A 13,557-nucleotide genomic window follows, 5' to 3' on the forward strand; every position below is an offset into this window, starting at 1 on the left:
ACACGAATGACAACGAAGTCCACTGGTGTTATCCCATCCACTCCTTCGACCGGCCTCGGCCATGCGATGAAACCGCGCCAGCTCACCATGATGGGCCTGGGCAGCGCAATCGGCGCGGGACTGTTCCTGGGTTCAGGCGCCGGCGTACAGGCCGCGGGGCCCGCCGTTCTGGTCTCGTATCTCGTGGCCGGCACCCTGATCATCCTGGTGATGTGGGCCTTGGGGGAGATGGCGGCGGCGAACCCCAACAGCGGCGCCTTCTCCGTCTACGCCGAAAAGGCCATGGGAAAGACCGCCGGCTCCACCGTGGGCTGGCTGTGGTGGCTGCAGTTGGTGGTCGTCATTGCTGCCGAGGCGCTCGGCGCTGCCGGCCTCCTGTTCTCGGTATGGCCCGTCCTCCCGGCCTGGGTGCTTGCCCTGGTTTTCATGACCATCTTCACCGCGATCAACCTGGTGGGTGTCCGCAGCTTCGGTGAATTCGAGTTCTGGTTCGCCATCCTGAAAGTCGCCGCGATCGTCGTGTTCCTCCTGGTAGGCGCGGCGCTGCTCTTCGGCTGGCTCCCAGGAACCACCTCTCCAGGCTTTGGAAACATCACGGGCAACTTCGCCCCCGCCGGCTGGGGCGGCATCGCCGCCGCCCTCTTCGTGGTCATCTTCGCCTTTGGCGGTACCGAGATCGTCAGCGTCGCCGCAGCCGAGACCGAAGACCCGGTGCGCAGCGTCGGCCAGGCAATCCGCACCGTGCTATGGCGCATCCTGGTGTTCTACATCGGCTCCGTCTTCGTCATCGCCGCCGTCCTTCCCACCGGCTCCGAGGGCCTCAAGTCGCCGTTCGCCGGCGTCCTGGACCTGGCCGGCATCCCTGGCGCCGGAACCGCAATCACCCTCGTCGCCGTCGTCGCGTTGCTTTCGGCGCTGAATGCCAACCTCTACGGGGCCTCCCGGATGGTGTTCTCGCTTTCCGAACGCGGCGAGGCCCCGGCCTTCCTTTCGCGCCTGCGCGGCAAGCAGGTGCCGATGGCCGCCGTCGGGGTTTCGGTTGCTTTCGGCTTCATCGCCACGGTGCTCGAACTGCTCTTCCCGGACAAGGTCCTGCCCGCCCTCCTCAACCTGGTGGGCTCCACCTGCCTGGTGGTCTGGGGCAGCGCCCTGATCTCGCAGCTCATCCTGCGCCGCCGGGCCGACCGCGAGGGCACCGAACTGCCTCTGCGCATGAAGGGCTTCCCCGCCCTCACGGTCTTCGGCCTGGTGCTGCTGGGCATCGTCTTCACCGTCGGTTTCTCCAACCCGGAGAGCGCCGGACAACTGGTGGCCACCTCCCTGCTGATTGCGGGCATCGCCGTCGCCTGCCGGGTGGGCGAACGGGTCAAATCCTCACGGGCAACAAGCCACGCAAACTGACGCGGCTTACCCTCGTTCGGGAGTATCGTGGGCACTGTTCCAGCAGAAGACGCACCGAAGCGCCGGGTACGCCTGGGCGCCGTACATGATGAGGACTGAGGCCATGACGGGCAGGCACACAGGAGAACTCCACCACACCGTGGAAGGCACCGACCCGGGCTTGTTCGTCGAGATCCATGAGCCCGCCGAAGGCAAGGATGCCGGCCTCCGCCCGGTCCTGCTGATCCACGGCTTCTCTTCCTCAGGCAAGCTCAACTGGTCCGACACCGGCTGGGTCACGGCACTGCAGGGCGCCGGGCGCCGGATCATCGTGGTGGATCTGCCCGGGCACGGACGCAGCGGCTCGCCCGAGGACCTGGATTCCTACACCCCCAGCAGGATCCGCGCGGATCTACTGCAGATCGTGTCCGACGCCGGCGCGCGCCCGTTGCGCGACGGCGATCCTTCCAGCGGCCTGGACGTGGTGGGCTACTCGCTGGGTTCCCGGCTCGCCTGGGAATTCGGTGCCACCCAGCCGGAGCTGGTCCACCGGCTGGTGCTCGGCGGGCCGAACAAGGAAGATCCCCTGGCAGCCTTCGACCTCGCGGCGGCCCAGCGGCACCTCGCCGACGGCACGCCGATCGGGGACGAGTCCACGGCGGAGCTGCTCAAGATGGCCCAACTGCTGCCGAGCAACGACCTCTTCGCCCTGCTGTCCCTCATCGAGGCCATCAAGGGCGAACCGTTCGACCCTGCCGAGGCTGCACCCCATATGCCGGTCCTGCTGGTTGCAGGCGAAAAGGACGAACGGGCCGCCACCCTGCCGGAGCTGGCCGCGATTGCGGCCCGTTCCGGCAGCATGGCCGAGCAGTTGCTCATCCCCGGCCGGAACCACAGCAACGCCGTCACCAGCCGCGCATTCAAGGACGCCGCCATCGGCTTCCTCGGCGTCTGAGCGGAAGGCTCTCCGGCAGCGGGTTTCGATAGGCTTGCTTCAGCGCCGGATTACGTGGAAGTGGGACTGATGGGCATGCGCTTCAAGGACCGTACGGAGGCCGGGCACCGCCTGGCCGCCGCGCTTCCGCAACTCCGGGAGCGCCCGGACACCATCCTGCTCGGCTTGGCCCGGGGCGGGATTCCCGTGGCCGCTGCTGCCGCCGCCGCCCTATACCAGCCCTATGGCGCGGTGCTTGTGCGCAAGCTCGGCATTCCGGGCCGCGACGAGACCGCGTTCGGGGCCTTGGCCTGGTCCAACGGCAGGATCGTCCGCATCCTCAACCGCCCGCTGCTGGACCGCATGCTCCGGCACGGCATCAGCCGGGAGTCATTGGACGCCGTCGAGGACCGCGAGCGCACCGAACTGCTCCGCCGGGTGGACAGCTATCCGCGGGTGGGCTTCAACGTCGCGGGCAAGACCGTGGTGCTGGTCGATGACGGCCTGGCCACCGGGGCCACCATGCGTGCGGCCATCGAGGGCGTCCGGGCCGGCAGTCCCGCCGCCGTCGTCGCCGCGGTCCCGGTCGCCTCGCTTGAGGCGCAGGCGTCGATCGCCAGGGCCTGCGACTTCGCCTTTTCCCTTTACACTCCCGGTAAGTTCCGCGCGGTGGGTTCCTTTTATGAGCATTTCGAGCAGTTGAGCGACGACGACGCCGTGAAGCTCCTCCAAGAAGCCGGCTAGCCTGTGCGGTCCTTGCGCAAGGGGTGCGGACCGCCTGCGGTCCGCACCCCTTGCGCTGTCGCCCTGCTGTCAGTGGGCACTGAATCCGAGGGGCCGGCCCCTGGTTTCCTTTGCGAGCACCACGCCCGTTCCGGAGATCACGCACAGCACCATGATGTAGATGCCCACGGAGCCGGACCACTTGGTGTTGTCCAGGAGGGCCTGGGCGATCATGGGCGCGAAAGCCCCGCCAAGGACCGAGCCCAGGGCGTAGCCGATGGAGATGCCCGAGTAGCGGACCTGGGCCGGGAACATCTCGGCGTACATCGCGGACATCGGGCCGTAGGACAAGCCAAGGCCAATGGTGAGGACGAAGAGTGCGGTTCCGTAGAGCACGATGTCCTTGGCGTCGATCAAGGCGAACATCGGGATCATCCATGCGAACACGATCGCGTAGCCGGCCAGGAAGGTCTTCACGCGGCCGATCTTGTCCGATAGCCAGCCGCCCACCAGGGTAAAGATGAGCCAGCCGAAGGAGGCCAGTGTGGTAGCCATCAGCACCTGGGCGGACGGCATCTTGAGGGTCTTGTTGGCGTAGGAGATGAAGAAGGCAATCAGCAGGTAGCCGGCGGCGTTGTTGGCGATGAAGATCAGTGCGGCCAGCACCACTTCCTTGGAGTGCCCGCGGAACAGCTCGCCCAGCGGCGCCCGGCTTTCGGCCTTGCGCTGGGCGATCTCCTTGAACACAGGGCTTTCACCGACAGCCCGGCGGATCAGGTAACCCACCACGATCAGCACCACGGAGAGCAGGAACGGGACGCGCCAGCCCCAGCCGGTGAAGTCGGCCTCGGACATCCCGGACTTGAGCATGGTCAGCAAGCCCGTTGCCAGGATCATGCCGATAGGCACGCCGATCTGCGGATAGGCGCCGAACAGGCCGCGCTTGGAGACCGGCGCATGTTCCACTGCCATCAGGGCGGCGCCGCCCCATTCGCCGCCAGCGGAGAAGCCCTGCATGACGCGCAGGGCGATGAGCAGCACCGGAGCCCAGGCCCCGATAGCACTGTAGCCGGGCAGCAGGCCGATGAGGGCCGTGGCCGCTCCCATCAAGACGAGGGTCATGACGAGCACTGCCTTGCGGCCCAGGCGGTCACCGAGGTGGCCTGCCACGAAGGCGCCGAGGGGGCGGAACAGGAAGCTGATGCCGATGGTGGCGAACGACAGGATCTGCGCCAGGCCCGGATTGGACTCGTTCAGCGGCGTGAGGAACAGCGGGCCCAGAAGGGTCGCCGTGAGCTGGGCGAAGATGAAGAAGTCGTACCACTCGATGGTGGTGCCTACCAGGGTTCCGGCAAGCACCCTGCGTTCTTCACGCTTGCTGCTGGGGCCCGTTGAGGCATCGACAGAGGAAGTTGCAGTCATTGGAACTCCGATGATGGGGGTGCGGGGAGGCCGGACGCCGGGCTTGAATTACCGACAGAACGGTCAGTTGGAATAGCGTACTACATACGCTGTGATTTGCAACACGCCGGTCAGCGCCTGGACTTGCCCGCCGGGAACCCGGTGGCCTTCCGGCCGCGGTTCACGGACCGCCATTGCACGGGCGGCGGCCATAGGATGGAGCCCATGACGTCTCCCAACGCCGCGAGCAGCCGGAACGACACCGCAGCGACGGTGTCGCCGTCGCAGACCCTGTCGCGCGGCATCCAGGCACTCGAGATCCTGGCGGCCGCCGAACGTTCCCTTACGATCGCGGAGCTCGCCGCGGCCCTCGGCGTGCACCGCTCCGTGGCGTACCGCATCCTGCGCACCTTGGAGGACCACTCGCTGCTGGTCCGCGACGACGCCGGCCGGGTGCAGCCGGGGCCCGGCCTGGCTGTCCTCGCACGGGGCGTCTCCCGCAACCTGCAGATGGCGGCCCTTCCCGAACTCACGCAGCTTGCCAACACCTACAACATGACCGCCTTCGTCGCCGTCTGGGACCACCAGGACTGCGTCACGTTGGTGACAGTGGAGCCGCGCCATTCGGCCGCGACCCTGGTCCAGCACCCCGGCACACGGCATCCCGCGAACGTCGGGGCCCCGGGAATCGCAATCCAGTCGACCATGAGTCCCGAGCAGTGGACCGCCCTCGCGCCCGGGCTGCCCTACCGCGCCGAGGCCGCCGATGCCCGGCGGCTCGGCTACGCGGCAAGCCACGATGAGGTCATCGAGGGGCTTTCCTCGCTGGCCGCGCCCATTCATGTTCCGGGCGGCCGCCCGGCCGCGATCGCCGTCGTCTACATCCGGCGCGACCAGGACGAGGCCGCCGTCGGCCAGGCACTCGCGGCAAGCGCGGCGCGGATCGAAAGCCAGCTTTCCTGAACCGCCTCACGGGTCTTGCACGGCCCGCATCCGGCATCAGGCGGTAGCGTCCCGCCGTGGCCGGCCCGCGCGGCTGCAAGTGTAGAATTGCGGGCAAGCTCACACCCGCCGGTTCCCGTTCCCAAAGGGCCGCCGGCGCACATCGGGGCCGTTCGAAGGAGTTCCATGACTGCCGTGGCCGAAACCGGCGCCTCCGCAGTGCACACCGTCGTGGCAGACAGTTTCCAGGACTGGAGCCGTGCCATTTCGAAGTCCTTCGTGCCGCTGATGGTCCGGGACAACGGGGCAACTGGGTTCCACGGAACCATGCGGTCCCGGGTGCTGGGCAACATCTCCGTGGTGGAGGTGACGGCGGGGCGGCACACAGTGGTGCGCACCCCGGCGCTGATCGCCAAATCCGAGACCCGTTACTTCAAGCTCAGCATCCAGCTCACCGGCACCGGAACACTGATCCAGGACGAGCGCGAGGCGGTCCTGGCCGCCGGAGACCTCGCCATCTACGACACCTCACGGCCGTACGAACTGCGCTTCGACGGCGATTTCCGCAGCCTGGTGCTGATGTTCCCGCACGAGCAGCTGGACCTTCCGGCCGGGGCGATGGAGCACGTGACGGCGTTGCGGATGCCCGGCGACGAGGGCCTGGGGGAACTCATCAGCCCGTTCCTGGTCCGGCTTGCAGACAACCTCGAAGCACTCTCCGGGACCAATGGCCTGCGGCTTGCCCACAACGCACTGGACCTGGTCACCACGCTGTTCAACGGCGAACTGGACCAGTTGGTGGACACCGGCCGCGATCCCCATTTCCTGCTGCTCAGCCGGATCCACGACTATATCGAGGCCAACCTCGGGGACCCCACGCTGGGCCCCGGATCAATCGCCGCGGCCCACTACATTTCCACCCGGCACCTGCACGACCTGTTCCAGGAAATCGGCACCACTGTGGCCGCTTCCATCCGGCAGCGGCGCCTGGAACGCTGCCGCCGCGACCTGCGCGACCCCGTGCTGGCAAACCGGCCGGTCACCGCCATCGCGGCCCGCTGGGGATTCACCGACGCCGCGCATTTCAGCCGGATCTTCCGGGCCGCGTTCGGCAACTCCCCCACCGGATACCGCAACGAGGGCTAGGCTCCCGGCCTCCGGCCGCCGTCGGCCTGCGCCGCCCTGCCGCGCCGCAGCAGCACAGCGGCGGACGCACCAAGCATGGCAAGGGCTGCGGCTGATGCCAGGGAGACCACAAAGGCGGCCGTGAAGCCTTGGCTCTGCGCCATCTGCCCGGCCAGGAAGGCACCCAGCGCCGTGCCGGCGACGATTCCGCTGGCCAGGGCAGTCATGACCGTAGCCATGCGGCCTGCCGGCGCAACCAGCCCGCCGATATTGAATACCGTGACCATCACCGGCCCCACCGGGATGCCGAGCACCAGCAGGACCGCCACCATCGGCCAGATTCCGGACGGCAGGAACAGCAGCAGCGAAAGCGCCGCCATCAGCACAGCAGCGGAAATCCAGCGGGCCGTGAGTCCGAAACGCTGCGGCCAGTAGGCCACCGAAAGGGCGGCAACGGCCGAGCTCAGGCCCATGACGGCGTACATGAGGCCGGCGATCTCCGCCGTCGCGAACTGGGCGGAAAAGGCGCTCAGCGCGTTCTGCAGGGAGCCGAAGAAGGTGCCCATGCAAATCATCGCGAGCACGGCCACCATCACCTTGAGCCAGGCGAACGCCCCGGCCCGCGTCGGGTGCTTCATTTCCGGGTGCTGCCCGACGCCGGCCTCCGCCTTGCGCCGCGCAGGCACCACGGCCAGATGTGAAGGGTGCACGGCAAAGGCCGGAACGAGGGTCGCCGTGAGGCCGGCTGCAAGCGCCAGCGGGAGCCAGGGCACGAAGATGCTTGCCAGCAGACCGACCAGGGCGGGGCCGAGGACGAAGGTGAGTTCGTCCGCCGTGCCCTCGTAGGACAACGCAGTGTCCAGCTCGGCACGCCGGGTGGCGACGCTGCCGGAGGTACGGCCGGGTCCGCGCTCCCCGGCGGGTCCGCCGGTGGTTCTAGCCGGATCCGTGGCGGCCAGGTCGCGGGTGGTGAGGGCCATCCAGCGCACGCGGGCCATCGGACCGACCTGGGGGCAGCTGGCGCCGGAAAGGAAGGCCGTGATGACCACCGCGGCTGCGTCGGCCGGAGTGCCAAAGGCAGGTGTGAGGTAGGCCGCGAGGATCAGGGCAACGACGGCCAGGGTGTTGACCGCCGCGGCAAGGAGCAGGACGGCGCGTTGCCCGGCACGGTCCGCGAGGGCACCGAGCACCGGCGCGCCGACGGCTGAGCCGATGCCGACAGCGCCGGCAGCGAGCCCGCCGACCGCGTACGAGTGGCTCACCGCCGTCGCGAGGGTGAGGGTCCCGACCGTGAGCATCGCCAAGGGCAGGCGGGCAAAGAGCGCGATGGGCAGGAATCCGGGGCCGGCGAGTTCCGGGAGGCGCGCGAAGCGCCCCGGCAGGCGGGAGCGGCGGGCCTGGGCGGCCGTTCCGTTGGTGGATGCGGCCGCTGGGGGCGCGGCCGCTGAAGATGGGGCGGCACCATTGGCCGCCGCGTGCTGGGAAGGCAGGGGGTTCATATTTCCGGGTTCGCTAAGAGGTGCGCATCGTCCCTCCTCCCGATGCGCGCGACCCGGTGTAACCCGGCCATTCTACCGGACGTCCGCCTCCAGCACCCGCACCGTGGAACCGTTCCGGCCCTTCTCGACCTGCAGCTGGCTGGCGATCCGCTGTTTCATTTCCGCGACGTGGCTCACCAGGCCTACCACCCGGCCGCCGTCGCGCAATCCTTCGAGGGCGTCCATGACCTGTTCCAGGGCCTGCTCGTCGAGGCTGCCGAATCCCTCATCGACGAAGAGCGTCTCGATGTCCACCCCGCCGGCCTCCTGCTGCACAACGTCCGCGAGCCCCAACGCCAGGGACAGCGACGCCATGAAGGACTCGCCGCCGGAAAGGGTGGCGGTGTCCCGGTGCTGGCCGGTCCATTCGTCAACGACCTCAAGGCCAAGGCCCGACTTCTGCCCGCGGGCAGCCCGGGCGTCGGTATGCCGGAGTGTGTAGCGGCCGTCGCTCATCGCCACCAGGCGTTCGGACGCGGCGTCGGCAACCTGCTCAAGCCGGGCGGCCAGCACATAACTGTTGAGGCTCATTCTGTAGCTGTTGTCGCCTGCCCCGCGTGCGGTGTCCGCCAGGTTGCCGAGGAGCCTCGCCCGCTCACGGGGCCCCCGGATCGCGTCCGCCGCGGCGAGGTAGCTGGACCGGAGCGAAGCCAAAGACTCGACGGTGCGGGCGGCCAGGCCTGCGGCAAGGTCCAGGCCGCGGGCGGACTCCGCGGTGCGCCGCGCTTCCTGCGCCAGCTCCGATATTCCTTCAGTGCTCAGCGGGAGCTCGCCCACCTGCACTTCCTTGCCCGCCAGCACGAGGTCTTCCGATTCGAAAAGCTCGGCCACCCGGGCACTTTCCTCATCTGCTTCCCGGACCTGCCGTTCGAGCCGTGCTGATTCCGCCTCATCCAGCAGTTCGCGGCGCGCAGCCTCCGCCGAGGCGAAACCGGCCAGGGGCAACGCCTGCGCGAGTGCCCGGCCGGCATCCGCACACGACTCTTCGGTCCGTTCCACCTGCTGCGCTGCCGATACCACCCCTTGAAGGAGGGTACGTTCCTCAGTCAGGGCCGCGATGCGGGACGCCAGGGTGTCGAACCCGCCGCGCAGGGCGCCTAGTGTGGCTTCCAGTTCCGCGTGCTGCTCGCGCAGGGCGGCCGCAGTGGATTTCTCCTGTGCGGCCTCGGTCGCGGCACGGGCCAGATCCTGCTCCGCCCCGGCGATTGCGGCGCCAAGCCGTTCGATCGCTGCCCGCACGCCGGCGAGTTCCGACGCCGCGGCGCGCGCCCCGGCCAGGGACTCCCGCGCCGAGGCAAGCTGGCCGAGGACCTCCTCAGGATCGCGGTCTCCTCCTTGGCCCGCGAGGACGGCGAGCTGCTGTTCGGCCGCGGCAAGTTCTGCCGCAAGGGTCTGGAGGTGCAGTTCGCTCGCTTCGAAGCGCTCGTGAGCGGTCTTTTCCTCGTCCGCCATGGCAAGGCCGGAAAGGGCCGCCTCGGCCGGCTGCGGGTGCTCCCGGCTGCCGCAGACCGGGCAGGATTCCCCGTGTTCCAGTTTGTCCGCCAGTTCGGCGGCCGCGTTCAGCAACCGCAGTTCGCGCAACTCGAGCCAGTGTTGCTTCAGCTCCAGGGACTTTTCCCGGGCGGCGCTGTGCCGGCCGGCTGCGGATGACACGTCCTGCAGGGCCCGGGCGTACCAGCCGATGGTTTCCACCAGGACAGCGGCGGCGGCTGCCTCCTGTTCGCGGCGATCGAGCGTTGCAGCCTCGCTTTCCAGGGGGGCGAGCCGCGCGGCCAGGTCCGCTGCTTCTTCCCGGAGGGAAAACAGCTCCGTGTTCCGGAGCCCGACGTCGGCCTCCCGCCGCGCCTTCCCGGCGTCGAGTGCTTCAAGGCGCGCCGCAATCTCCCGCAGCCTCTGTTCGTCCGGAACCCGGGCGTCCAGGACGGCAAGCTGTTCCTGAACCCCGGCCAGCGCTACGACGGGATCGCCGCAGTCCCCGGATCCTGCCCGAAGCCGTTCCCGGGCCGCTACCAGTGCGGCGGCCGCGGCGGAACGCGCGGCCGCCGCCCTGTCCAGAGCGTCCATGTGCCCGCTGAGCACTGTGGCCTTCGCATGGCGGCCGAGCCGTTCCCGGGACTGGTGGACGGCGTCCGCTTCCGCGAGCAGTGCCTCGCGGCGCAGGGTGGCGGCCTGGAGCCTGGCATGGCGCTGGCTGCGTTCCTGCGCGGCCTGGAGCCTGTCCGCGAGTTGCAGGCTCGCTGCCTCTGCCGCTCCCGCGGCCTGGCGGCGCGCTGCCAGCTCGGTGCGTGCGGCGTCTTCCATTGCCTCGAGCCTGCGCTCCGGCGCAGTCCCGGAAGCATCGTCAGAGACCGCCGGTTCCGCCGTCGCAGTTCCAAGCTCGGCGAACTCCGCTTCCGCACGCTGCATCAGCAAAAGAAGGCCGCCCTCTTCCGATTCAACCACGGCCCGGGCGTCCTGCGCCTGGCAGGCGAGTTGCTGTTCTAGGGCCTCGAAGCGGGCTGTACCGAATAGTTTCTGCAGCAGGGCCAGGCGGTCGCTTGCCTTGGACCGCAGGAACGCCGCGAAATCACCTTGGGGAAGCATGACCACCCTGGTGAACTGTTCACGGTCCATGCCCAGCAGCTCCGTGATTTCCGCTCCGGCTTCATCGTTGCGGGAAGACTTCTCTTCCCACGAACCAGCCACGAATTCGCGGAGGAGGGTCTTTGCCTGCTGGGTGGTGAAGCCTTTGCGCCCACGAGCACTGGGGCGGTCCCAGGCCGGGGATCGGGTGACCTCAAAATGCCGTCCACGGGCCGAGAATTCGCAGAGCACACGCGGCTCTGACGCCGGATCGGCATGGTCGCTGCGCAGGCGTTTGCCCTCCTGACGGGCACCCGGCACCGATCCGTAGAGTGCAAAGCAGATGGCGTCCAGGACGCTGGTCTTCCCCGCGCCGGTAGCGCCGTTCAGGAGGAACAGCCCCTGGGCACCGAGGTGGTCGAAGTCGATGGACTGGACTTCGGCAAAGGGACCGAAGGCTTCGATTTCCAGGCGGTGGATCCTCACAGCTCGGCTCCTTCCAGGCGGACTGCTTCCAGTGCTTCGCGAAGAACAGCTGTTTCCCGTACGTCAGCGGAGCGCCCGCGGACATGGTCCAGGAAACCGCAGCACACCCCGAGGTCGTCCTGGGCCTCCGCCAGGCGGCTGCTGTAGCTTGCTTTGCCTTTTTCCGTTCTGCCTTCGGGCTCGAATCCGAGAACAAGGGTGTCCGGGAAACGTGCCCTCAGCCGTTCCATGGCCTGGGGCGGACGCACGGGGTCGGTCAGAGTGACCTGGCAGTAGGCGGTCTCGGCCCACGCATGTTCGGGGGATTCAAGGAGCTCCGCCAGCCGGCCGCGGAGGACGGCGAGCTCGCGCGGGGCACGCCAAAGGACCTCGGAAACGTCCGTTGCACCGTCCGGTCCGATGTCGACAAGCCAGGCACCCTTCCGGTGCCTGGCTTCGGAGAATGAGTAGGCCAAGGGTGAGCCGGAGTAGCGGACGTTCGGCGCCAGCTCCTGGCGGCCGTGGAGATGGCCCAAAGCGGTGTAGGCGAATCCTTCGAAAAGGTCCAGGGGTACGGCGCCGAGCCCGCCGATGCTCAATTCACGTTCGCTGTCCGAGCTGATCCCGCCGCTAGCGAAGGTGTGGGCGAGGACCACCGCGTGCACCGTGGCGGAGCCGTTCCGCGTTGCAAGGTCCGTCCGGATCCTCTGCAAGGCTGCCTCGGTCACGTCGAAATGATTGGCAGCTGCCTCCAGTTTTCCAGCCACGAGCCGCGGCTCAAGGTAGGGGATTCCGTAGACCGCCAGCAACGGCCCGGATTCCTCTGCGCCGGTGGGGGCCTCGGCGCTGACTGCCTGTGCACCCTGCTCCCCCAGGGAAAACAGCACCGGAGAATCAAGGTCTTCGATCCGGGTACGCAGGTGGACTCCCCCGCGCTCGAGCAGGCGTGAGGCGAAGCCGAGCCGGATGGCGGAATCGTGGTTTCCGCTGGTGAGCACCACCTTCGCACCGGCTCCAGTGATCCCGACCAGGGCGTCGTCCAGCAGCTTGACGACGTCCAGGCCGGGCAAGGCACGGTCGTAGACGTCGCCGGCAATCAACACCACGTCCACGGACTGCTCGCGGACGAACTCTACGAGCTGGTCGATGATCCCCCGCTGGGCATCGAGCATCCCGACGCCGTGGAAGGAACGGCCCAGATGCCAGTCCGATGTGTGAAGAAGCCTCATGTTTCCAAGCTAGGGGGCGGCACCGACATTATTGGCCAGCGGCCCGCCGACACGGCGCAACGGGGTGCTCCACTGCGGTGTGTCGCCCCTCTAAGTCCTGTTCAGTCCCGCTTGCCGTCGAAGAAGTCGCGGGCTTCGTCCCGCTTGGCCGGGGCGGCGGGAGCAGCCGCCGCGTCGTCCTGCTCCGTTCCGGCGTCGGACACGGTCCTGGCGTCGGACACGGTTCCGGCGTCGGACTCGGTTCCGGCGTCGGACCGGAGGTTCTCATCGGCGGAAGCCGTAGCCGGATCAACCGCACCGGCGGCCGGACCCGGAGCCGAAAACAGCACGAATGCGCGGAACACAAGGCCGGCGATGGCGGCGCCAAACAGCGGGGCCACCCAGAACAGCCACAGACTGCCCACAGCCCAGCCCGACGAAAAGAGTGCGGCGCCCGTGGCACGGACGGGGTTGAACGCGAGGTTGCCCACGGACTGTCCGAGTTGCAGGAGCACCGCAACGGTCAGGCCGACGGCGATCGGCGCAGCCAGGGCCGAGCCTTTCCGCCCCTCCGCATGCTTGCTCGATGCGGCACCCAGATATACAGCCACCAGCACGGCGGCTCCGACGACCTCAAGCAGGAGGGCTGCAGCCATGGAGGCCTGGATGACGGAGTGCTCGCCGAAGCCCGAGGCCACGGTGTCGAACGCGGCCCGGCTGTCGGGGATCGTCGGGATGCTAAGGATCACGGCGAAGAGCAGGAAGGCCCCCAGGATGCCGCCGATCAGCTGGGCGGCGAGGTAGGCCAGGCCATCGGCGAAGCGGGTGCGGCCGGCGACCATGTTGCCCACCGTGATGGCCGGGTTGAAGTGTCCTCCGGACAAGGCGCCGAAGGCAACCATCGCCGCTGTGACGGCCAGGCCGCCGGCCAGCGGCGCGGGAAGGGGGCTGGACTGGGGCAGGGTGAGGACCGGAACCCCGAGTGCTATCACGACGACGAACAGGGTTCCCAGTGCCTCTGCGGCGGCCCGGGCAAGCAAGCGGCTGCTGCCGGGGCGGGAAGCGGACACAGTTGAGGTCATCTCGGGAAAATCCTTCGCATCGGGGGTGTCCTGTCCGGTGGCGGCCCGCCGGACAGGGGTCCGTTCGGGGGCAGGAATGGAACAGGGAGAGGCATTCGCCTCCAGCATCCTGCCAGCAGATTCTGTGCAGTTCCTGAATGCTAAGAGAGGACACGAGGGCCCGAACTGAGCTTGCGGAGTTTGGGAAGGGCCGAACG

General features: G+C 68.4%; 10 protein-coding genes. 5 read left to right on the forward strand and 5 right to left on the reverse strand.

The window, feature by feature from the left end:
- The first annotated feature begins 6 nt into the window (after positions 1 to 6).
- From ACN9M4_RS12570 to ACN9M4_RS12580, 3 genes are all read left to right on the forward strand, one after another.
- The gene (locus ACN9M4_RS12570) at positions 7 to 1,401 is read left to right on the forward strand and encodes an amino acid permease (RefSeq protein WP_426298355.1); all 1,395 of its coding nucleotides are present in this window, start codon (positions 7 to 9) and stop codon (positions 1,399 to 1,401) included.
- Positions 1,402 to 1,504: 103 nt separating this feature from the next.
- On the forward strand, positions 1,505 to 2,335 hold the full coding sequence (locus ACN9M4_RS12575; protein ID WP_426298357.1) for an alpha/beta fold hydrolase: 831 nt from the start codon (positions 1,505 to 1,507) through the stop codon (positions 2,333 to 2,335).
- Between the two features lie 69 nt (positions 2,336 to 2,404).
- A complete protein-coding gene (locus tag ACN9M4_RS12580) occupies positions 2,405 to 3,058 on the forward strand; it encodes a phosphoribosyltransferase (protein WP_426303465.1) in 654 nt (217 codons plus the stop codon).
- 69 nt (positions 3,059 to 3,127) lie between these two features.
- Here the strand turns inward: ACN9M4_RS12580 and ACN9M4_RS12585 are convergent, their stop codons facing one another.
- Positions 3,128 to 4,459, reverse strand: a complete 1,332-nt coding sequence (locus tag ACN9M4_RS12585; RefSeq protein ID WP_426298359.1) for an MFS transporter — start codon at positions 4,457 to 4,459, stop codon at positions 3,128 to 3,130.
- Positions 4,460 to 4,663: 204 nt separating this feature from the next.
- Here ACN9M4_RS12585 and ACN9M4_RS12590 point away from each other — a divergent pair, with 204 nt between their 5' ends.
- Both ACN9M4_RS12590 and ACN9M4_RS12595 read left to right on the forward strand, forming a co-directional pair.
- Positions 4,664 to 5,401 (forward strand): IclR family transcriptional regulator, encoded by a 738-nt coding sequence (locus ACN9M4_RS12590; protein WP_426298361.1) that lies wholly within the window; start codon positions 4,664 to 4,666, stop codon positions 5,399 to 5,401.
- A gap of 165 nt (positions 5,402 to 5,566) precedes the next feature.
- Positions 5,567 to 6,526, forward strand: a complete 960-nt coding sequence (locus tag ACN9M4_RS12595; protein ID WP_426298363.1) for a helix-turn-helix domain-containing protein — start codon at positions 5,567 to 5,569, stop codon at positions 6,524 to 6,526.
- Here the strand turns inward: ACN9M4_RS12595 and ACN9M4_RS12600 are convergent.
- The 4 genes from ACN9M4_RS12600 to ACN9M4_RS12615 all read right to left on the reverse strand — a co-directional run bounded on the left by ACN9M4_RS12600 (position 6,523) and on the right by ACN9M4_RS12615 (position 13,360).
- Positions 6,523 to 8,004, reverse strand: coding sequence for an MFS transporter (locus tag ACN9M4_RS12600; RefSeq protein ID WP_426298365.1), 1,482 nt, complete (start codon positions 8,002 to 8,004; stop codon positions 6,523 to 6,525). The two genes, ACN9M4_RS12595 and ACN9M4_RS12600, sit on opposite strands and share 4 nt — an antisense overlap.
- A gap of 72 nt (positions 8,005 to 8,076) precedes the next feature.
- Positions 8,077 to 11,091: an AAA family ATPase gene (locus ACN9M4_RS12605; protein ID WP_426298367.1), complete on the reverse strand. Its 3,015-nt coding sequence runs from the start codon at positions 11,089 to 11,091 to the stop codon at positions 8,077 to 8,079.
- Positions 11,088 to 12,299: an exonuclease SbcCD subunit D gene (locus tag ACN9M4_RS12610; protein WP_426298369.1), complete on the reverse strand. Its 1,212-nt coding sequence runs from the start codon at positions 12,297 to 12,299 to the stop codon at positions 11,088 to 11,090. The genes ACN9M4_RS12605 and ACN9M4_RS12610 overlap by 4 nt, the downstream gene beginning before the upstream one ends.
- Positions 12,300 to 12,400: 101 nt before the next feature.
- Entirely contained in the window at positions 12,401 to 13,360 is a 960-nt protein-coding gene (locus ACN9M4_RS12615; protein WP_426298371.1) for an aquaporin, read from the reverse strand.
- Positions 13,361 to 13,557: the final 197 nt, after the last annotated feature.

This window comes from Arthrobacter sp. R-11 (assembly GCF_049913155.1).
In the GTDB taxonomy this organism is placed as follows: domain Bacteria; phylum Actinomycetota; class Actinomycetes; order Actinomycetales; family Micrococcaceae; genus Arthrobacter.

Excerpts from the sequence above, each read along its gene's own strand:
- ACN9M4_RS12615 (WP_426298371.1), bottom strand. The coding sequence starts at position 13,360 with ATGACCTCAACTGTGTCCGCTTCCCGCCCCGGCAGCAGCCGCTTGCTT.
- ACN9M4_RS12590 (WP_426298361.1), top strand. The coding sequence starts at position 4,664 with ATGACGTCTCCCAACGCCGCGAGCAGCCGGAACGACACCGCAGCGACG.
- ACN9M4_RS12595 (WP_426298363.1), top strand. The coding sequence starts at position 5,567 with ATGACTGCCGTGGCCGAAACCGGCGCCTCCGCAGTGCACACCGTCGTG.
- ACN9M4_RS12585 (WP_426298359.1), bottom strand. The coding sequence starts at position 4,459 with ATGACTGCAACTTCCTCTGTCGATGCCTCAACGGGCCCCAGCAGCAAG.
- ACN9M4_RS12570 (WP_426298355.1), top strand. The coding sequence starts at position 7 with ATGACAACGAAGTCCACTGGTGTTATCCCATCCACTCCTTCGACCGGC.
- ACN9M4_RS12610 (WP_426298369.1), bottom strand. The coding sequence starts at position 12,299 with ATGAGGCTTCTTCACACATCGGACTGGCATCTGGGCCGTTCCTTCCAC.
- ACN9M4_RS12575 (WP_426298357.1), top strand. The coding sequence starts at position 1,505 with ATGACGGGCAGGCACACAGGAGAACTCCACCACACCGTGGAAGGCACC.
- ACN9M4_RS12580 (WP_426303465.1), top strand. The coding sequence starts at position 2,405 with ATGGGCATGCGCTTCAAGGACCGTACGGAGGCCGGGCACCGCCTGGCC.
- ACN9M4_RS12600 (WP_426298365.1), bottom strand. The coding sequence starts at position 8,004 with ATGAACCCCCTGCCTTCCCAGCACGCGGCGGCCAATGGTGCCGCCCCA.